The sequence below is a fragment of the Hydrogenophaga sp. genome (assembly GCF_019264445.1).
In the GTDB taxonomy this organism is placed as follows: Bacteria; Pseudomonadota; Gammaproteobacteria; order Burkholderiales; family Burkholderiaceae_C; genus Hydrogenophaga.
In genome coordinates this window covers 52172-71196 of sequence record NZ_JAHVAB010000082.1, presented here as the reverse complement: position 1 = coordinate 71196, position 19025 = coordinate 52172, and the positions used below count along the sequence as shown (strand labels likewise).

Annotated in this window: 18 protein-coding genes; 14 read left to right on the top strand and 4 right to left on the bottom strand. The window is 68.6% G+C overall.

Annotation, left to right across the window (positions count from 1 at the left end; all coding sequences use genetic code 11):
- The first annotated feature begins 17 nt into the window (after positions 1-17).
- From KXJ60_RS19450 to KXJ60_RS19440, 3 genes are read left to right on the top strand one after another with little or no spacing between them, the layout of a single operon-like run.
- A complete protein-coding gene (locus KXJ60_RS19450; RefSeq protein WP_291131645.1) occupies positions 18-1148 on the top strand; it encodes an acyl-CoA dehydrogenase family protein in 1131 nt (376 codons plus the stop codon).
- Positions 1149-1177: 29 nt separating this feature from the next.
- Positions 1178-2578 (top strand): Trk system potassium transporter TrkA, encoded by a 1401-nt coding sequence (gene trkA / locus KXJ60_RS19445; protein WP_291131643.1) that lies wholly within the window; start codon positions 1178-1180, stop codon positions 2576-2578.
- 8 nt (positions 2579-2586) lie between these two features.
- Entirely contained in the window at positions 2587-4047 is a 1461-nt protein-coding gene (locus tag KXJ60_RS19440) for a potassium transporter TrkG (protein WP_291131641.1), read from the top strand.
- A gap of 136 nt (positions 4048-4183) precedes the next feature.
- Here the strand turns inward: KXJ60_RS19440 and KXJ60_RS19435 are convergent, their stop codons facing one another.
- Positions 4184-4888, bottom strand: coding sequence for a glutathione S-transferase N-terminal domain-containing protein (locus KXJ60_RS19435; RefSeq protein WP_291131639.1), 705 nt, complete (start codon positions 4886-4888; stop codon positions 4184-4186).
- Between the two features lie 91 nt (positions 4889-4979).
- On the opposite strand from KXJ60_RS19435, the gene KXJ60_RS19430 reads away from it, so the two are divergent.
- Positions 4980-5366 carry a YchJ family metal-binding protein gene (locus tag KXJ60_RS19430; protein ID WP_291131637.1) on the top strand — a complete coding sequence of 129 codons (387 nt, stop codon included), beginning with the start codon at positions 4980-4982 and terminating at the stop codon, positions 5364-5366.
- On the opposite strand, the gene KXJ60_RS19425 is transcribed toward KXJ60_RS19430, so the two are convergent.
- Both KXJ60_RS19425 and KXJ60_RS19420 read right to left on the bottom strand, forming a co-directional pair.
- Entirely contained in the window at positions 5339-7177 is a 1839-nt protein-coding gene (locus KXJ60_RS19425; protein ID WP_291131634.1) for a hybrid sensor histidine kinase/response regulator, read from the bottom strand. The two genes, KXJ60_RS19430 and KXJ60_RS19425, sit on opposite strands and share 28 nt — an antisense overlap.
- Before the next feature lie 2 nt (positions 7178-7179).
- Positions 7180-7842: a response regulator transcription factor gene (locus tag KXJ60_RS19420; RefSeq protein ID WP_291131632.1), complete on the bottom strand. Its 663-nt coding sequence runs from the start codon at positions 7840-7842 to the stop codon at positions 7180-7182.
- A gap of 187 nt (positions 7843-8029) precedes the next feature.
- Here KXJ60_RS19420 and KXJ60_RS19415 point away from each other — a divergent pair, with 187 nt between their 5' ends.
- Complete coding sequence (locus KXJ60_RS19415; RefSeq protein ID WP_291131630.1) at positions 8030-8530, top strand: hypothetical protein; 501 nt, start codon at positions 8030-8032, stop codon at positions 8528-8530.
- Between the two features lie 24 nt (positions 8531-8554).
- Complete coding sequence (locus tag KXJ60_RS19410; RefSeq protein WP_291131628.1) at positions 8555-9220, top strand: HAD family phosphatase; 666 nt, start codon at positions 8555-8557, stop codon at positions 9218-9220.
- Here KXJ60_RS19410 and KXJ60_RS19405 read toward each other — a convergent pair.
- Complete coding sequence (locus KXJ60_RS19405) at positions 9185-10168, bottom strand: AraC family transcriptional regulator (protein WP_291131704.1); 984 nt, start codon at positions 10166-10168, stop codon at positions 9185-9187. The two genes, KXJ60_RS19410 and KXJ60_RS19405, sit on opposite strands and share 36 nt — an antisense overlap.
- A 187-nt stretch (positions 10169-10355) precedes the next feature.
- Here KXJ60_RS19405 and KXJ60_RS19400 point away from each other — a divergent pair, with 187 nt between their 5' ends.
- Genes KXJ60_RS19400 through KXJ60_RS19355 form a run of 8 tightly spaced genes read left to right on the top strand, consistent with a single transcriptional unit; the run spans position 10356 to position 19015 of the window.
- Entirely contained in the window at positions 10356-11978 is a 1623-nt protein-coding gene (locus KXJ60_RS19400) for a carboxyl transferase domain-containing protein (RefSeq protein WP_291131702.1), read from the top strand.
- Between the two features lie 2 nt (positions 11979-11980).
- Positions 11981-12484 (top strand): DinB family protein, encoded by a 504-nt coding sequence (locus KXJ60_RS19395; RefSeq protein ID WP_291131626.1) that lies wholly within the window; start codon positions 11981-11983, stop codon positions 12482-12484.
- A gap of 33 nt (positions 12485-12517) precedes the next feature.
- Positions 12518-13654, top strand: coding sequence for an acyl-CoA dehydrogenase family protein (locus KXJ60_RS19390; protein ID WP_291131624.1), 1137 nt, complete (start codon positions 12518-12520; stop codon positions 13652-13654).
- A 2-nt stretch (positions 13655-13656) separates the two neighbouring features.
- Complete coding sequence (locus KXJ60_RS19385; protein ID WP_291131622.1) at positions 13657-14448, top strand: enoyl-CoA hydratase/isomerase family protein; 792 nt, start codon at positions 13657-13659, stop codon at positions 14446-14448.
- Between the two features lie 15 nt (positions 14449-14463).
- Positions 14464-15084 (top strand): DUF4126 domain-containing protein, encoded by a 621-nt coding sequence (locus KXJ60_RS19380; RefSeq protein ID WP_291131620.1) that lies wholly within the window; start codon positions 14464-14466, stop codon positions 15082-15084.
- Between the two features lie 9 nt (positions 15085-15093).
- Positions 15094-17133 (top strand): acetyl/propionyl/methylcrotonyl-CoA carboxylase subunit alpha, encoded by a 2040-nt coding sequence (locus KXJ60_RS21710; protein ID WP_363318069.1) that lies wholly within the window; start codon positions 15094-15096, stop codon positions 17131-17133.
- 36 nt (positions 17134-17169) lie between these two features.
- Positions 17170-18090 (top strand): glyoxylate/hydroxypyruvate reductase A, encoded by a 921-nt coding sequence (locus KXJ60_RS19360; RefSeq protein WP_291131618.1) that lies wholly within the window; start codon positions 17170-17172, stop codon positions 18088-18090.
- 13 nt (positions 18091-18103) lie between these two features.
- A complete protein-coding gene (locus tag KXJ60_RS19355; RefSeq protein ID WP_291131616.1) occupies positions 18104-19015 on the top strand; it encodes a hydroxymethylglutaryl-CoA lyase in 912 nt (303 codons plus the stop codon).
- Positions 19016-19025 lie beyond the last annotated feature (10 nt).

The following is a 19025-nucleotide window of genomic DNA, read 5'->3' as shown; positions in this document are numbered from 1 at the left end:
TTGCAAGGACACAACCCATGCCACTGAACCAAGACCAACGCATGATCCGCGACGCGGTGCGCAGCTTTGCCCAGGAGCAGCTGTGGCCGCACGCCGCCCGGTGGGACAAGGAGCACCACTTTCCCAAAGACGTGCACCAGGGCCTGGCCGAGCTGGGCGCCTACGGCATCTGTGTGCCCGAAGCGCTGGGGGGCGCGGGGCTGGACTACGTGACGCTGGCGGTGGTGCTCGAAGAAATCGCCGCGGGCGACGGCGGCACCAGCACGGCGATCTCGGTCACCAACTGCCCGGTCAACGCCATCCTCATGCGCTATGGCAACGCGGCGCAGCAGGAACAATGGCTGCGCCCGCTGGCCGCCGGCCAGATGCTCGGCGCGTTCTGCCTCACCGAACCCCACGTGGGCAGCGACGCCTCGGCCCTGCGCACCACGGCCGTCAAGCAGGGCGGGGAGTACGTGATCAACGGCGTCAAGCAGTTCATCACCAGCGGCAAGAACGGCCACGTGGCGATCGTGATCGCCGTGACGGACAAGGGCGCGGGCAAGAAGGGCATGAGCGCGTTCCTCGTGCCCACCGCCACGCCGGGCTATGTGGTGGCGCGGCTGGAAGACAAGCTGGGCCAGCACAGCAGCGACACGGCGCAGATCAATTTCGAGAACTGCCGTATCCCGGCAGAGAACCTGATCGGCGCGGAGGGCGAGGGCTACAAGATCGCGCTCTCGGCGCTGGAAGGCGGGCGCATCGGCATCGCCGCGCAAAGCGTGGGCATGGCACGCAGCGCGTTCGATTGCGCGCTCACCTACGCCAAACAGCGAGAGAGCTTTGGCCAGCCCATCTTCAACCACCAGGCCGTGGGGTTCCGGCTGGCCGAGATGGCCACGCAGATCGAGGTGGCGCGCGCCATGGTGCACCACGCGGCAGCGCTGCGCGACGCCGGCGAGCCCTGCCTGAAAGAGGCCGCCATGGCCAAGCTGTTTGCCAGCGAAATGGCCGAAAAGGTGTGCTCGGATGCGATCCAGGTGCACGGCGGCTACGGCTATGTGAGCGACTTCCCGGTGGAGCGCATCTACCGCGACGTGCGGGTGTGCCAGATTTACGAGGGCACGTCGGACGTGCAGAAAATCCTGATCCAGCGCGCGCTCGCCTGAGCCGGCCGGCAGGTACCATCGCGCTCCATATGAACATCATCATCCTGGGCGCAGGGCGCGTTGGCGAGAGCGTCGCGGAGAGCCTGGTCTCCGAGCAGAACGACATCACCGTGATCGACATGGACCCGGCCCGGCTGCGCAGCCTCGAAGAGCGGCTGGACCTGCGTGGCGTGGTGGGCAACGGCATTCAGCCCTCGGTGCTGCGAGAAGCCGGCGTGAAGGACGCAGACATGGTGATCGCCTGCGCCGCCGCCGACGAGACCAACCTCGTGGTCTGCAACGTGGCCCACGATGTGTTCAACGTGCCCACCACCATTGCGCGCCTGCGCTCGCCCGAGTTCACCGAAGGCGAAGAAGAGGGCGAGCACCTCGCGCGCACCAGCTTTTCGGTCAGCCACGTGATCTGCCCCGAAGAGTCGGTGATGCGCTACATCCACCAGCTCATCAGCTACCCCGAGGCCTTGCAGGTGCTTGAATTCGCCGACGGTCGCGCCAGCCTGATCGCGGTGCGGGCGGCACACGGCGGCGCGCTGGTGGGCCACACCATTGGCGAGATCCGTGAGCGCTTTCCGCAGGCCGAGATGCGCGTGGTGGCGCTCTACCGGCTCGACGCCGAAATGGAGGCCACGCCGCAGACGCGCATCCTGGCGGGCGACGAGGTGTTCGTGCTGGCCGACACGCAGAAGATCCGGCAGGTGCTCGGTGCGGTCCACAACATCGACAAGCCGGTGCGCCGGCTCATGATCGCGGGCGGCGGCAAGGTCGGCCTGCGTCTGGCGCGCAGCCTGGAAGGGCAGTGCGAGGTCAAGATCATCGAGCGCGACATCAAGCGCTGCGAGTACCTGGCCAGCCAGCTGCCGTCGAACCTGCTGATCCTCAATGGCGACGGCGCCGATGAAGACCTGCTGCTGGACGAGAACGTGGGCGAGATGGACATGTTCCTCGCGCTCACCAGCGACGACGAGGACAACATCATGTCGGCCATGCTGGCCAAGCGCCTGGGTGCCGGGCGGGTGATGTCGCTCATCAACCGCCGGGCCTACGCCGACATGATGCAGGGCAGCACCATCGACATCGCGATTTCGCCGTCGCAAACGGTGATTGGCGAGCTGCTCACCCACCTGCGCCGCGGCGACGTGGCGGCCGTGCACAGCCTGCGCCGCGGGGCGGCCGAAGCGCTCGAAGGCATCGCGCGCGGCGACGCGAAAACCAGCAAGCTGGTGGGCCGCAAGGTGCAGGAGATCAAGCTGCCCAAGGGCACGCGCATTGGCGCCATCGTGCGCGGCGAGGGGCGCAAGTCCGAGGTGCTCATGCCGCACCACGACACCGTGATCGAACCCGACGACCACATCATCATCTTCATTCCCCACAAGCGCCTGGTGCGCGAGGTGGAGAAGCTGTTCCAGGTCAGCGCCACCTTTTTTGGTTGAGGCTTTCCGTGCACAGCCTGCTGCCCGTCCTCGCCGTCTTCTCGCGCATTCTTCTGGCGTTCGCCCCGGCCTTTCTGGTGCCGCTGGCGTGGGCCTGGTTCCTTGACGCACAACACCACGCGCTGGTGTGGGCCTATGGCTTTGCGTTCACGGCCCTCTGTGGCGCCGCCCTGTGGCGTGTGACCCGAAAGTTCCGGCGCGAGCTGCAGGCCAAGGACGGTTTCCTGCTGGTCAACCTGGTGTGGACGCTGCTGCCCGCATTTGCCGCGCTGCCGCTGATGTTCACCGTGCCCGGCATCGACTGGACCAAGGCCTACTTCGAGTCCATGAGCGCACTCACCGCCACCGGCGCCACGGCCCTGGTGGGGCTGGACGACCTGCCGGTCTCGGTGAACGTGTGGCGCTGCTTTCTGCAGCTGCTCGGCGGCCTGGGCATCATGCTGCTGGTGGTGGCGGTGCTGCCGCTGCTGGGGCTGGGCGGCGTGCAGCTCTACCGCGCCGAAACGCCCGGCCCCATGAAAGACGCCAAGTTCACGCCGCGCATTGCCGAAACGGCGCGCGGCTTGTGGGGGGTGTACGTCCTGTTTTCCGTGGCCTGCATGCTGGCCTACCGCTGGGCCGGCATGAGCTGGCCCGATGCCTTCATGCACATGTGCACCACCATGGGCCTGGGCGGCTTTTCCTCGCACGACGCGAGCTTTGGCTACTGGGACTCGCACGCCATCGAAGGCGTGGCCACGGTGTTCATGGCGCTGGCCGGTGTGAGCTTCATGCGCTATTTCATCGTGCTGCGCCACCGCACCTTGCGCCCGCTCATCAACGACCGGGAGATCCGCACCTACGTGGTGGTGCTGGCGGTGTCCATCGTGATCGTGGCGCTCCTGCTGGCAGCGCACAACGTGGTCGACAGCTTCCCCGAGGCGTTGCGCACCGCCGCGTTCCACGTGGTGTCGGTGGCGACCACCACCGGCTACGCCTCCACCGACTATGCGCAGTGGCCCGTGTTTGCCCCGGTGCTGCTGCTGTTTCTGGGGTGTTTCGTGTCGTGCGCCGGTTCCACGGGCGGGGGCATCAAGCTGGTTCGCATGGTGTTGCTGGTCAAGCAGGCGCGGCGCGAACTGGTGCGCATCATCCATCCGCGTGTGGTCAACCCGGTGACGCTCAGCGGCGTCGTCATGCCCACGTCGGTCATGACCGCGGTGCTGGGCTACATGCTGATCTACGGTGCCGCGACCATGGGCCTGACCATGGTGCTGCTGTTCACGGGGCTGGACATCGTCACGGCGTTTTCGGCGGTGGTGGCCACGGTCAACAACATCGGCCCGGGCCTGGGCGAGGTCGGGCCGGCGAGCAACTTCGGTGTGCTGAGCACCGTGCAGATCTGGGTGCTGTCCTTTGCCATGCTGCTGGGCCGGCTGGAGCTGCTCACGGTGCTGGTGTTGTTCACCGGCCACTTCTGGAGGAAGTAGGCCCACCCCTGCGCCGCGCTTTCAGCGCCTCACCCCCTCAAGGCCCCTCGAGGGGGCGGTGACTTCGGACCGGCGGAGCCGGATCCTTGTCACCCCTGGAGGGCGCCACGTGGTGCGTGGCGTTTCTGCTGTCCCTTCAGCTTCGGGCGGGGATGTTCAGGCCGCGTTGCACGGCGGGGCGTTGTTCAAACGCTTCGATCGCGCGCGCCAGGTTCGGGAAGTCGGCAAAGCCGACGAGCTCGCCCGCGCCGTAGAAGCCGACGAGGTTGCGCACCCAGGGCCAGGTGGCGATGTCGGCGATGGTGTAGTCCTCGCCCATGAGCCAACTGCGGCCTTCCATGCGCTGGTTGAGCACACCGAGCAGGCGGCGGGTTTCACTGGCGTAGCGGTCGCGCGGGCGCTTGTCCTCAAAGTCCTTGCCGGCGAATTTGTGGAAAAAGCCGAGCTGGCCGAACATGGGGCCCACGCCGCCCATCTGGAACATCAGCCACTGCAGGGTTTCGTAGCGGGCGGCGGGGTCTTTGGGCAGGAACTGCCCGGTCTTCTCGGCCAGGTAGATCAGGATCGCGCCCGACTCGAACAGCGCGAGCGGCTGGCCGTGGGGGCCGTTCGGGTCGAGGATCGCCGGGATCTTGTTGTTGGGGTTGAGCGAGAGGAAGGCGGTCGACATCTGGTCGTTGCGCTCGAAGCTCACCAAGTGGGGCTCGTAGGGCAGGCCGGTTTCTTCCAGCAGGATCGAGACCTTCACGCCGTTGGGCGTGGGCAGTGAATACAGCTGCAGGCGATCGGGGTGCGTGGCGGGCCACTTCTGGGTGATGGGAAAGGTGTCAAGCGTGCTCATGGGCGGTCCTTGAAGTCGGGGCGGAAGCGGCCATTGGAACACCGCGCGCGCATGCCCCCACCCTTGCAAGGGACTCGATAATCGCTGCGCCATGCCCTCGATCAAAGACCCTTGCCCTTGCGGCCGTGCCCTGGCCTTCGCCGCCTGTTGCGGCCGCTACCTCGGCAGCGGCGTGCCCGCGCCGGATGCCGAGTCGCTCATGCGCTCGCGCTACACCGCGTTCGTGCGCGGCGATGTGGCGCACCTGCTCGCCACCTGGCACGCGAGCCGCCGCCCCGCCTCTCTCGATCTGGATGCCGGCGTCAAATGGCTGGGGCTGGACGTGAAGCGGCACCGCGCGCTGGATGCCGACCACGCCGAGGTCGAGTTCGTGGCGCGCTCCCGCGTGCAGGGGCGCGGCCAGCGCCTGCACGAGCGCAGCCGCTTCGTGCGCGAGGACGGCTGGTGGTTCTATGTGGATGGCGACGTGGACGCCTGAGCGCGCCCGAGCCACAGCGACAGGATGGCATGCAGCTCGGCCACGTTCAGGGGCTTGTGCATCACCAGGTAGCCTTCGTTTTCGGCCTGCAGCAGATCCGGTGAGTGGAACTCGCCGCTGACCATGGCGCCGCCGGCGTGCGGGCAGCGTTGCAGCAAGACCTGCAGGATGTCGAAGCCACTCTCGCCCGAGCGCAGGCGCTGGTCGCAGAAGATGGCGTCGGGCACGAAGCCGTCGTCCAGGTGCTGCAGGGCTTCCGTGGCGTTGGTGGCGTAGCGGCCCGTCACGCTCCAGCCATCGAGCAGCACCTGCCAGGCGGTGATGACCTGTGGGTCGTCGTCCAGCACGAGGCAGCGGCCCGAGAGCTTGCGCAGGAGCGGCGCCTGCGCGGGCGCCTCGGTCCTGTCCGCGGTGCTCTGTGGTTCGTCGGTGTGCGGGCAGGCGGGCAGGCGCAGCCAGAAGCGCGAACCCTGCCCCAGCCGCGATGAAAACCCCAGCGGTGCGTCCATGAGCTTGGCGCAGCGCGCCACCACCGCCAGCCCCAGGCCATGGCCCGCGGTGTCGAGGCGCCAGGCGTGCTGGTTGCGAAAGTACGGCGAGAAGATCTGCGCGCTCTCTTCCGCCGCAATGCCCACGCCGGTGTCCCACACCTCCAGCTGCCAGTGCGCCTCGCGGCGCCGCCAGCCGATCAGGATGCCGCCGCGCTCGGTGTAGCGCAGGGCGTTGTGCACGAGGTTGACCAGCGCCTGCCGCAGCAGGGCAGCGTCGGCCCACACCACGGCGTCGGTGCGCGTGGGGTGCATGCGCAGTTGCAGGCCACGCTGGCTGGCCTGCTCGCGGAACATCACCACGGTGTCGCGCACCAGCCGCTGCAGCGACACCGGAGCGGCGCGCTGCGTGATGATGCCGGCCTCCAGTTTGGTGAGGTCGAGCAGCGAGGTGAACATCAGGTTCATCGAGCCCATGCCGTTGCGCAGGTCGCCCAGCAGCGGCGCGAGCGCGTCATCGCGGTTGCGCTGGGCAATGGCTTCCACCAGCATCGACATGGCGTGGATGGGTTGGCGCAGGTCGTGGCTGGCGGTGGAGAGAAAGAGGTTTTTTTCCTGCAGGGCGGTTTCGGCGCTTTCCCGAGCGACCTGGAGTTGCGCGATCAGCTGGCGGCTGCGCGCTTCCAGCCGCACCTGCCTCACGAAGAAATGGTGCGCCGACAGGGCATCGCGGTAGATGGCCAGGGCAAAGAGCAGGGCGAGCGGGATGACGTAGTGCCAATGCTCGGGAAAGGCCCAGATGCTCAGCACCGTGCAGGTCAGCCAGCCACTGCAGAAGAAGCGCACAAACACGCTCAGCGAGGCGTTCTGGTGGGTGGCGTTGCCCGCCGTGATGGCGGCGATCGAAACGTAAAGCAACAGCTGGAATTCGTAGGAGGCGCGCCCCGCGGTCAGCAGCACGGCGGTGCTCAGGCCCGCGCCGTGCACCAGGCCCATGAGCTCCATGCGCGGCAGCCATTTGCGCACCAACTGTTCGGCGTCCAGTGTGCGCATGTCGTGTGCGTGGCGGCGTTGCGCGAACTGCAGGACGATGGTGAACAGAAAGAAAAACACCGTCCAGATCACCAGGCCCGTGGCGTCGTGCGTGCGCGAGAAGAACCACACCAGCGGCAAGCCCACCACCGGCATCACGGCCACGCCAAAGCGGTGGCGTTCAAAGGTCAGGTTCATCAGCGGGGCGAGGCTCTCGGCCGAGAGGTCGCTGGTGTCGGGCGCGCGCAACGAGGCCAGCCAGCCGGGCAACTTGCTGTCGTCCGTGTCCATGCTCATGGGTCTTGCGGCAGCACCAGCCGGCGCCCGCGCAGGTGGGTCAGGGCTTCCATGCGCGTCTTCACGCCCAGCCGCTCCAGGATGCCGGTGAGGTGTTCCTTCACGGTGCTCTCCGTCACGCCCAGCATCAGCGCGATGCGCTTGTTGGGCAAGCCACGCATCACCAGCGCCAGGATCTCACCCTGTCGCAGGGTAAGACCCAGTTCGGTCGGTGTCACGTCCCACTCGCGAGGGCGCGGGTCCTGCGCGTCAGCCGCCGCTGGCGCCGGGTACCACTGGCCTCCGGCGAGCACGGTCACAAAGGCCTGTCCGAAGACATCGGGGGCCGCCTGTTTGTGGACAAAGCCCTGGGCGCCTGCCTGTTGCGCGCGCTGCGGGATGGACGGATCGTCGTCACCACTGATCGCCAGCCAGGGGGTGTGCGGGCATTGGGCGTGCCACTGGGTGAGCGTCTTGAGGATGCTGCCCTCGGACAGCCACACGTCGGCCAACAGCATCTGCGGGCAGCCGTGCGCGTGCATGCGCTGCTGCGCCTCGGCCCAGCGGGTGGCCACATGCACCGCCAGGTCAGGCCGCAGCGCTTGCAGGTACTGCGCCATGCCGTGGCCGACCAGCGGGTGGTCGTCCAGCACAAGGACATAGGCGTTGGGGGTGGTCATGAAGGGCGGTGGGATGCTGCGCCATCCTAACGCCGGCGACGCGCGCGGGGGACGTGGAACACCCCCACTCCAGTCGGGTTCACACGCTTGCCACGGATTTCCAGAATCTGCCTTCCCAGCGTTCAGACAGGAAGGTCACATGTTTCACAAGAGTCGGGTTTTCAAGGGTGTGTCAGGGGTTTTGTGTGTGTTGTGGTTGAGCGCCTGCGGCGGCAGCGGCAACGATGGGGGTGGTGGGTCCACACCACCCCCGCAGGGAGGCACGCCTTTGACGGTGGGGGTGCCGGGGCTGGTGGGCGACTGGCTGGAGAACGGTTGTGTGGTGTCGGGCGCCCAGTCGTTCAAACGCCTCACACGCGCCACCGACCTCAGCGCCAACAGCATCCGCTACCTCTCGGGGGTGTTCACCTATGGCAACACCACGTGCAACGGCGTGGGCAGTCTGGCGGGGCCCTCCAACCTGGGTACCGTGGTGTTCTCGCGCGCCGAGTCCAACGCGAGCGTGGCCGCCAGCTGGGGCGAGTTCACCACCGTGACCAACACGCGCTCGCAGGTCATCTGGGCCAAGAAGAGCGAGACCGTGCTGTGCCTGCTGGGTGACCAGAGCCCCTCGATCCTGCCCACGCTCAACGACGTGGCCGCCAGCCTCGTCACGCTGCCGGACTCCGCCTGCTTCACCAGGCAGTGAGGCCGTCATGGTCCAATGCGGGCCATGACATTTGAAGCGGTTCTGTTCGATTGCGACGGCGTGCTCGTGGACAGCGAGCCCATCACCAACGGCGTCTTGCGCGAGGCGCTCAACGAAAGCGGGTGGGCCCTCACCCAGGCCGAGTGCATGGAGATCTTCATCGGCAAGGCCGTGCGCGACGAGCGCGCGCGCATCGAAGCGGAAACCGGCCAGCCGCTCACCGAAGCCTGGATGAAGGCCTTCTACGACCGCCGCAACGTGCGCCTGCTGGCCGAGCTCAGGGCGGTGCAGGGCGCGGTGGAGGCGGTGGCCACCATCCACGAGCGCGTGCAGGGGCGCATTGCCTGCGCCTCCGGGGCCGACCGGCCCAAGGTGGTGATGCAGCTGGAGCTGGTGGGCCTGCTGCCGCTGTTTGGCGAGCGCGTGTTCAGCGGCCATGACCTGCCGCGCTCCAAGCCCGCGCCCGACGTGTACCTCGCCGCTGCCGCGCACCTGGGCGTGGACCCCGCGCGCTGCCTGGTGGTGGAAGACACGGCCACCGGCGCGCAGGCCGGGCTGGCCGCGGGCGCCACCGTGTGGGGCTACTGCCCGGATGGCCACGGCCGCGCGTTCGCTGGCCTGCCGGTGGCCCGCGTGTTCTCGCACATGGACGAGCTACGCGGTGCGTTCGCTGCGCCACTCGCCGGGTGAGCGCCCGGTCCAACCGCGAAACGCGCGGATGAAGCTCTTCTCGTTCTGAAACCCGCTGGCCTGCGCCACCTGCTTGATCGGGCGGCGCGTGCGCAGCAGCAGCTCGGTGGCGCGCTGGCGGCGCACCTCGTCCTTGAGCGCCTGCAGCGAGGCGCCTTCGTCCCTGAGCTGGCGGTGCAGCGTGCGCGCCGAGACGTTGAGCAGCGCGGCCAGGTCTTCCGCGTTGTGCGCGTCCAGCGGTTGTGATGCCAGCACCTGTCGCACGCGCTGCACCAGCAGCCGGTCGCGCCGGTAGGAGCGCACCGTGAGCGGCAGGGCGCGCTGCAGCAGCTGGTTCATCGCGGCCTCGTCGCGCTTGACCGGCAAGCCGAGGTAGCGCGCGTCGAAGGCCAGGGCCGCGTGCCCGGCTTCGAACGTGGCCGGCCCGTCGAACAGCACGGGGTAGGCATCCAGGTGGGGCGGGGGGCTGTACGGAAACTGGGCGCCCTGCAGCGGAATGCGCGAATCTACATACCAGCTGGCCAGGCCGTGGATGTTGCGCAGCACCGAGACCACGCAGAACTCGGTGAGCGCCTGCGGGCGGCGGTGCGCGCGCAGGGTGAGGCGGGCGGTGTCCCCCACCGTTTCCAGCGCGAGGGCGACGTCGTCGGTGATGAGGCCGTGGTGGCGGCACCAGCGCTTGAGCGCGGTGCCCAGCGTGGGGGCGGAGAGCGAGGCGCGCGCGAGCATGCCGTAGCTGCCCCAGGGCAGGGGCCGGCTGAAGCAACCCAGGCCTTCGTCGTCGAGTTCGCGCATGGCCGCGTCCGACACGGCCTCCATCTGCGCAGCGGTGATCCTGGCCCTCGGATGGCTCACTTCCTCTGGCGCAATTTGTGCCGCCTGCAAGGCCCGCACGGGATCCATGCCGCGTGCGGCGTAGGCCAGCACCATCGCCCGCACGAACGCCATGGGGGTGACGGCTGGCCCCAGACGAAGCGAGACGGCTTCGGCTGCGACGGGCGGGTGGTGTGACGAGGCGGCAGGCACGTCTGGAGTTTCCCCGCCTTTGGCGCTATTTGCAACCTGCGTGGCTGGCGTTCCCCCTGCGCCGTGTCTATCCTCCACAATGACCCGAAACACCACAACGGATGCCGCCATGCCGATCCTGGAGACACAACTCAACGCCCGCTCCGCCGACTTTCAGGCCAACGCCCAGGCCATGCAGGCGGTGGTGGACGACCTGAAGACGCAGATCGCCAAGTCCGCCCTGGGCGGCGGCGAGGCCGCCCGCGCCAAGCACACCGCGCGCGGCAAGCTGCTGCCGCGCGACCGCGTGCAGATGCTGCTGGACCCGGGCACACCTTTTCTGGAGCTCAGCCCGCTGGCCGCGCTGAACATGTACCCCGACCGCGACGGCACCGACAGCGCGCCCTGTGCCGGCGTGATCACCGGCATTGGCCGCGTGAGCGGTGTGGACTGCATGATCGTCTGCAACGACGCCACGGTGAAGGGCGGCACCTACTACCCCATGACGGTGAAGAAGCACCTGCGCGCGCAGGAGGTGGCGATGCAGAACCGCCTGATGTGCATCTACATGGTGGACTCCGGCGGCGCCAACCTGCCCAACCAGGACGACGTGTTTCCTGACCGCGACCACTTCGGCCGCATCTTCTACAACCAGGCCAACATGAGCGCCAACGGCATCGCGCAGATCGCGGTGGTCATGGGTTCGTGCACCGCGGGTGGCGCCTATGTGCCGGCCATGAGCGACGAGACCATCATCGTCAAGAACCAGGGCACCATCTTCCTGGGCGGCCCGCCGCTGGTGAAGGCGGCCATTGGCGAGATCGTGAGCGCCGAAGACCTGGGCGGCGGCGACGTGCACACGCGCCTCTCGGGCGTGGCCGATCACCTCGCGCAGAACGACGCGCACGCCATCGCGCTGGCGCGCCAGGCCGTGGCCACGCTCAACCACCGCAAGGAAGTCACCCAGGCGCTGCGCGAACCGCGCCCGCCCCGGTACGACCCCAAAGAGGTCTACGGCGTGATCCCGGTGGACACCCGCAAGCCCTACGACGTGCGCGAGATCATTGCGCGCATCGTCGACGGCAGCGAGTTCCACGAGTTCAAGGCGCGCTTTGGCGCCACGCTGGTCTGCGGCTTCGCGCACATCGAGGGCATGCCCATCGGCATCGTGGCCAACAACGGCGTGCTGTTTTCCGAGAGCGCCCAGAAGGGTGCGCACTTCATCGAGCTGTGCTGCCAGCGCAAGGTGCCACTGCTGTTCCTGCAGAACATCACCGGCTTCATGGTCGGCAAGAAGTACGAGAGCGAAGGCATCGCGCGCCACGGCGCCAAGATGGTCACCGCCGTGGCCACCGCGCAGGTGCCCAAGTTCACCGTGATCATTGGCGGCAGCTACGGCGCCGGCAACTACGGCATGTGCGGCCGCGCATACAGCCCGCGCTTCCTCTGGATGTGGCCCAACGCGCGCATCTGCGTCATGGGCGGCGAGCAGGCCGCCGGCGTGCTGGCCACCGTCAAGCGCGACGGCATCGAGGCCAAGGGCGGCACCTGGAGCGCCGAGGAAGAGGCGAAGTTCAAGCAACCCGTGCTCGACCAGTTTGCGCACCAGTCGCACCCGTACTACTCCAGCGCGCGCCTGTGGGACGACGGCGTGATCGACCCGGCGGACACGCGCCGCGTGCTCGGTCTGGCGTTGTCCGCCGCGCTCAACACGCCTATTGGCGAGCCCAGGTTCGGCGTGTTCCGGATGTGAGCATGGACGCGCACACGCACTTCACGCAGCTGGCGCGCTACAACCTGTGGGCCACACAGCGGCTGCTGGAGGCCGCGGCACCGCTGGGCGAGGCCGACTACCGGCGCGACGTGGGGCTGTTCTTCAAGAGCGTGCACGGCACGCTCAACCACCTGCTGGTGGGCGAGCACCTGCTGTGGCGGCGGCGCTTTGCCCATGGCGAGTCGCCCTCCGTGGCGCTCGACAGCGAAGCCGAGGCCGACCGTGCGCGCCTGGCGCAGGCCCTGCGGGACGGCGCTGCCGCGTGGGTTCCGCTGATCGCCAGCTGGCCCGCCGAGCGCTTCGAGGGCCGCCTGAGCTACACCAACATGCGCGGGCAGGTCATGAGTCTGCCGTTTGCCACCACGCTGGCCCACGTGTTCAACCACGGCACACACCACCGCGGGCAGATCACCGCCGCGCTCACCCAGCTGGGCCAACCTGCGCCCGAGCTGGACCTGGTGTTCTTCTTGCAGCAGACCGCCTGATTTCTCCATAACCACAAACGACGAGACAAGCCCATGACGCCCACCATCTACGACAACCCCGACCACGAGCTGCTGCGCGAGCAGGTGGCCCGCTTCCTGGCCCGCGAGGTCGAGCCGCACGCCGCCGCCTGGGAAGAGGCCGGCATGGTGCCGCGCGACGTGCTGCGCCGCATGGGCCAGGCGGGCTTGCTGGGCATTGCGTTTGAGGGCGCGTACGGCGGTGGGGATGCCGATGCCCTCACCAACCTCGTGTTCGCCGAGGCGCTGTCGCAAAGCACGTTTGCGGGTTTCATCATCACCGTGCTCGTGCACACCGACATGGCCGGCCCGCACCTGCACCACGCGGGCAATGCGGCGCAGAAGGCCAAATACCTGAACAAGGTCACGGCCGGCGAGATGATCACGGCGGTCGGCATCACCGAACCCGGCGCGGGCTCCGACGTGGCGGGCATCCGCACCTCGGCGCGCCTGGAGGGCGATGAATGGGTGCTCAACGGCACCAAGATGTTCATCACCAACGGCGTGCACGCCGACCTGTATTTCGTGGCCGCCAAGACCGGCACCGCCCGCCACGACATGACCATGTTCATCGTCGAAAAAGGCACGCCGGGTTTCAGCGTGGGACGCGCGCTCCACAAGACCGGCTGGCTCTCCAGCGACACGGCCGAACTCATCCTGGACAACGTGCGCATTCCGCAGGACAACCTGCTGGGCGAGGTGGGCAAGGGCTTCTACTCGGTGATGAAGAACTTCCAGACCGAGCGCATCGCGCTGGGCGCCATGGCCATCGGCCATTGCACGCAGGCCCTCCAGCTCACGCTGGACCACGTGCGCCAGCGCCAGGCCTTCGGCGCCACGCTGTGGGACAAGCAGACCATCCGCCACCGCATCTCGATGCTGGACGCGAAGACCCGCGCGGCGCGCCAGTTCATGTACCACTGCGCGTGGAGCGTGACGCAGGGCCACAACATCGTGCAGGAAGTCTCCATGCTCAAGGCGCTCACTGGCGAGCTGGTCAACGAAGTGGTGCAGACCTGCCAGCAGTTCCATGGCGGCATGGGCTTCATCCGCGAGACCGCCATCGAGCGGCTCTGGCGGGACGCGCGCGTGCTCGCCATCGGCGGCGGCGCTACCGAGGTGATGCTGGAAGAAGTGGCCAAGAGGTACTGATCATGAGCAACGTACTGGATGTGTCCCGCCCCAGCGCCCACGTGGCGCGCGTGTGGCTCAACCGCCCCGATGTGCGCAACGCCTTCAACGACGACGTGATCGCCGCGCTCACCGCGACCTTCACCGAGCTCTCGAAAGACGACGAGCTGCGCGTGGTCGTGCTCGGTGCGCACGGCAAGGCCTTTTGCGCCGGGGCCGACCTGAACTGGATGAAAACCATGGCCGGCTACGACTGGGAGCAGAACCGCGCCGACGCGCAGAAGCTCGCCGACATGCTCTGGACGCTGGACCAGTGCCCGGTGCCGGTGGTGGGCCGCATCCAGGGCGACTGCTATGCCGGCGGCATGGGGCTGGCCGCCATCTGCGACGTGCTGGTGGCGGTGGAAGGCGCGACCTTCTGCCTCTCGGAGGCGCGCCTGGGCCTGCTGCCCGCCACCATCAGCCCGTATGTGGCGCGCGCCCTGGGCGTGCAGGCCTCGCGGCGCTACATGGTCACGGCCGAGCGCTTTGGCGCGGTGCGCGCGCACGCGCTGGGCATGGTGCACGAGCTGGCCACGCCCGACACGCTCGACGCCACGGTGGACGGCATCGTGGCCACGCTGGTGGCCAACGGCCCCCGGGCCTCGCGCGAATGCAAGCGCCTGGTGCGCGACGTGAGCCACGCCCCCATCACCGAAGCGCTGCGCAGCGAAACCGCGCGCCGCATTGCCGACGTGCGCGCCAGCGACGAGGGCCGCGAGGGCCTGCAGTCGTTCCTGGGCAAGCGCGCACCCGGCTGGCTGCCCGCCGCCTGAACGCAAGCCCAGACCATGGCCGACTGGTTCACCACCCTGGGCACACCCGAGCTGCTGGCGCTGGCCGGCGCGCTCGGCTGGGCCAGCGGCTTTCGCCTGTACGCCGTGGTGTTCATCGTCGGCCTGGCCGGCGCCATGGGCTGGATGTCGCTGCCCGCCGGCCTGCAGGCGCTGCAGCACCCGGTGCTGCTGGGCACCGCCGGCTTCATGCTGTTCGTGGAGTTCTTTGCCGACAAGATCCCGGTGGTCGACTCGCTGTGGGACATGGTCAACAGCGTGGTGCGCATCCCCGCAGGTGCCGCACTGGCTGCGGGCGTGTTCGGCGCCGACAGCGGCACGCTGGCGCTGGCCGCGGCGCTGCTGGGCGGCTCGCTCGCCGCCACCAGCCAGGCCGCCAAGACCACCGCGCGCGCGGCCATCAACGCCTCGCCCGAACCGTTTTCCAACGTCGCCATGAGCCTGGTCGAAGACGGGCTCGTGGTCGGCGCCGTCTGGCTCGCCACGAACCACCAGCTGGTGTTTGGCGTGCTGCTGGCCATCACCGTGGTGCTGATGTGGATCGCCACCTGGATGCTCTTCAAGTTCCTGCGCGCGGTGTTTCGCCGCGCGCGCTCTTTTTTCTCTGCCACCGCCTAGGAAGTTCCCATGTTCAACAAGATCCTGATTGCCAACCGGGGCGAGATCGCCTGCCGCGTGGCCGCCACCGCACGCCGCCTGGGTGTGCGCACCGTGGCCGTGTATGCCGACGCCGACGCCCGCGCCAAGCACGTGGCCGCCTGCGATGAAGCGGTGCATGTGGGCGGCAGCGCACCCAAGGACAGCTACCTGCGCTGGGAACGCATCATCGAAGCGGCCAAGGCCACCGGCGCGCAGGCCATTCACCCGGGCTACGGCTTCCTGAGCGAGAACGAGGCCTTTGCCAACGCCTGCGCCGAGGCGGGGCTGGTCTTCATCGGGCCGCCGGCTTCGGCCATCGAGGCCATGGGGCTGAAGGCCGAGTCCAAGCGCCTGATGGAAGCCGCCGGCGTGCCGCTGGTGCCCGGCTACCACGGCGCCGACCAGGACCCGGCGCTGCTGCAGCGCGAGGCCGACCGTATCGGCTACCCGGTGCTGATCAAGGCCAGCGCCGGCGGCGGCGGCAAGGGCATGCGCGCGGTGGACAAAAGCGAAGACTTCGCCGCTGCGCTCGCCAGCTGCCAGCGCGAGGCGCGCAACAGCTTTGGCAGCGACGCAGTACTGATCGAAAAGTACGTGCAGCGCCCGCGCCACATCGAGATTCAGGTGTTTGGCGACTCGCACGGCGACTGCGTCTACCTGTTCGAGCGCGACTGCTCGGTGCAGCGCCGCCACCAGAAGGTGCTGGAAGAGGCGCCCGCGCCCGGCATGACGCCCGAGCTGCGCGCGCAGATGGGCGCGGCCGCGGTGGCGGCGGCCCAGGCCGTGAACTACGTGGGCGCGGGCACGGTGGAGTTCATCGTCGAGCAGCCCGAGGGCTACGCGCACCCCGAGGCCATGCGCTTCTATTTCATGGAAATGAACACGCGCCTGCAGGTGGAGCACCCGGTGACCGAGGCCATCACCGGGCTGGATCTGGTGGAGTGGCAACTGCGCGTGGCCAGCGGCGAGCCGTTGCCGCTCAAGCAGCAAGACCTGTGCATCCAGGGCCACGCGATCGAGGCGCGCATCTGCGCCGAAACGCCGGACAACCACTTCCTGCCCGCCACCGGCACGCTCACCGTGTACCGCAAGCCCGACTGCACCGCCTTCGAGCGCGCGTCCGTGAACAGCCCTGCGGCTGGGGTGCGGGTCGATGACGGCGTGCGCGAGGGCGACACCATCAGCCCGTTTTACGACTCGATGGTGGCCAAGCTCATCGTGCACGGTGCCACGCGCGAAGAAGCGCTGGCGCGCCTGGACACGGCGCTGGCGGAGACGCGCATCGTCGGCTTGCAGACCAACGTGCAGTTCCTGCGCCACGTGGTGGGCAGCCGCTCGTTCGCGCAGGCCGACCTGGACACCGCGCTGATCCCGCGCGAAGCCGCAGCGCTGTTCCACCAGGACAAGGTGGGCCGGCCGCTGGCGGTAGCTGCCGCCGTGGCGCAGACGCTGCTGGCCGAGCGCGCGAGCGAGAGCGCCGACCCGTTTTCGCGCCGCGACGGCTGGCGCCCCCACGGCATCACCGTGCGCCGCTTTGATTTCGAGTACCAGGGCGAGCCCTTGCTGGCCCACCTGAGCTACCTGCACGACGGCGCCTTGCAGCTGACGCTGGGTGACGTGAGCGGTGTGCTGGCCTTCGATGCGCTGCCCACCGACACGGGCACGCGCATGGACCTGCACTTCAACGGCCAGCGCCAGACCGTGCAGACCTGGCAGGTCGACGAGACCGTGCACGTGTTCTGCGCGCTGGGCGCCACGCAGATCGTGGCGATCGACGCGCTGGCGCATGCCGGGGAGGCCGCCGCAGAAGGTGGTCGCCTCACCGCGCCCATGCCGGGCAAGGTGGTGTCGTTCGCGGTGAAGGCCGGCGACGCGGTGAAGAAGGGCCAGCCGCTGGCGGTGATGGAGGCCATGAAGATGGAGCACACCATTGCCGCGCCGGCCGATGGCACCGTGGCCGAGCTGCTCTACGCGCCGGGCGACCAGGTGAGCGAGGGCGCGGAGCTGCTCAAGCTGTCGGTGGGGTGACGCCTGTGGAGGCGATGAGCGCTTAAGCTTGGCCGCATGAACGTCACCTTCTGCTGCACCGACACCAAAGCCGAACCCTGGCTTGCGGGCCTTCGCATGGCCCTGCCACATGCCCACGTGTCCGAATGGCAACCCGGCGCGCCGCCCGCCGACCACGCGGTGGTCTGGGCGCCGCCCCAGCAATTCCTGGACGAGCAGACCCGGCTCAAAGGCCTGTTCAACATCGGCGCCGGGGTCGATGCGTTGCTCAAGCTGCGCCTGCCGCCCCACGCCAAGGTGGTGCGGCTGGACGACGCGGGCATGTCGGTGCAGATGGCCGAATACGTGTGCCACGCGGTGATCCGCCACTTTCGCGAATTCGATGGCTACGAGGCCGACGTGGCGCACAGCAAGTGGTCGTACCGCAAGCCGCGCATGCGGGCGGACTTCCCCGTGGGCGTGATGGGCCTGGGCGTGCTGGGCGAGCGCGTGGCGCGCGCGTTGCGCCAGTTCGACTTCCCGGTGCACGGCTGGAGCCGTTCGCCCAAGACCATCGAGGGCGTGGTGGGCCACAGCGGTGCCGCGCAGCTCGACGGTTTTCTGGCCTCGTGCCGCGTGCTGGTGAACCTGCTGCCCCTCACGCCCGACACGCGCGACATCCTCAACCACCGCACGCTCTCGCTGCTGCGCCCCGGTGGCTACGTGATCAACGTGGCGCGCGGCGCGCACCTGGTGGACGACGACCTGATCGCGCTCCTGGACAACGGCCACCTGGCCGGTGCCACGCTCGATGTGTTCCGCACCGAGCCGCTGCCCGCCGCGCACCCGTTCTGGACCCACCCCCGGATCACCGTCACGCCCCACACGTCGGCCCGCACGCTGCGCGAAGAAAGCATCGCGCAGATCGCCGGCAAGATGCTCGCGCTGGAGCGCGGCGAGCCCATTGCCGGCCTGGTCGATCCGGTGCGCGGCTATTGAAAAAGGACTTCCCATGACCGCCATTCCTTCCCGCGTTCGCCTCATCGACGTCGGCCCGCGCGACGGCCTGCAGAACGAAAAACAACCGGTGCCCGCCGGCACCAAGATCGAGCTGGTGCACCGCCTGCAGGCCGCCGGCCTGCGTGAGGTCGAGGTCACCAGCTACGTGAGCCCGAAGTGGGTGCCGCAGATGGCCGACAACCACGACGTGATGAGCGGCCTGCAGCGGCAGGCGGGCGTGCGCTACTCGGTGCTCACGCCCAACCTCAAGGGGTTTGAGGCGGCCGTGCTCGACCGGCCCGACGAGATCGTCGTGTTCGGCGCGGCCAGCGAGGCCTTCAGCCAGAAGAACATCAACTGCTCCATCGCCGAGAGCATCGAGCGCTTCGCGCCCGTGGTGGAAGCGGCGCGCGCGGCCGGCATCGCGGTGCGCGGGGCCATGAGCTGCACCGTGGGGTGCCCGTACGAAGGCGAGATCGCGCCCGGGCGCGTGGCCTACCTCGCCGGCCTCATGAAGGGCATTGGCGTGCAGCGCGTCGATGTGGCCGACACCATTGGCGTGGGCACGCCGCGCAAGGTGCAGGCCGCCATCGAGGCGACGCTGCAGCACTACGGCATCGATGCGGTGTCCGGCCACTTCCACGACACCTACGGCCAGGCGCTGTCCAACACGCTGGCCGCGCTGGAGCTGGGCGTGTGGAACTTCCAGTCGTCCGTGGCGGGGCTGGGCGGCTGCCCGTATGCCAAGGGCGCCACCGGCAACGTGGCCACCGAAGACGTGGTGTACCTGCTGCACGGCATGGGCATCGACACCGGCGTCGACCTCGACGCGCTGGTGGACACCGGGGCCTGGATCAGCGAACAGCTGGGCCGCCCCACCAGCTCGCGCGTGGCGCGCGCGCTGCTCGCCAAACGCGCCGGCTGAACGGCGCCCG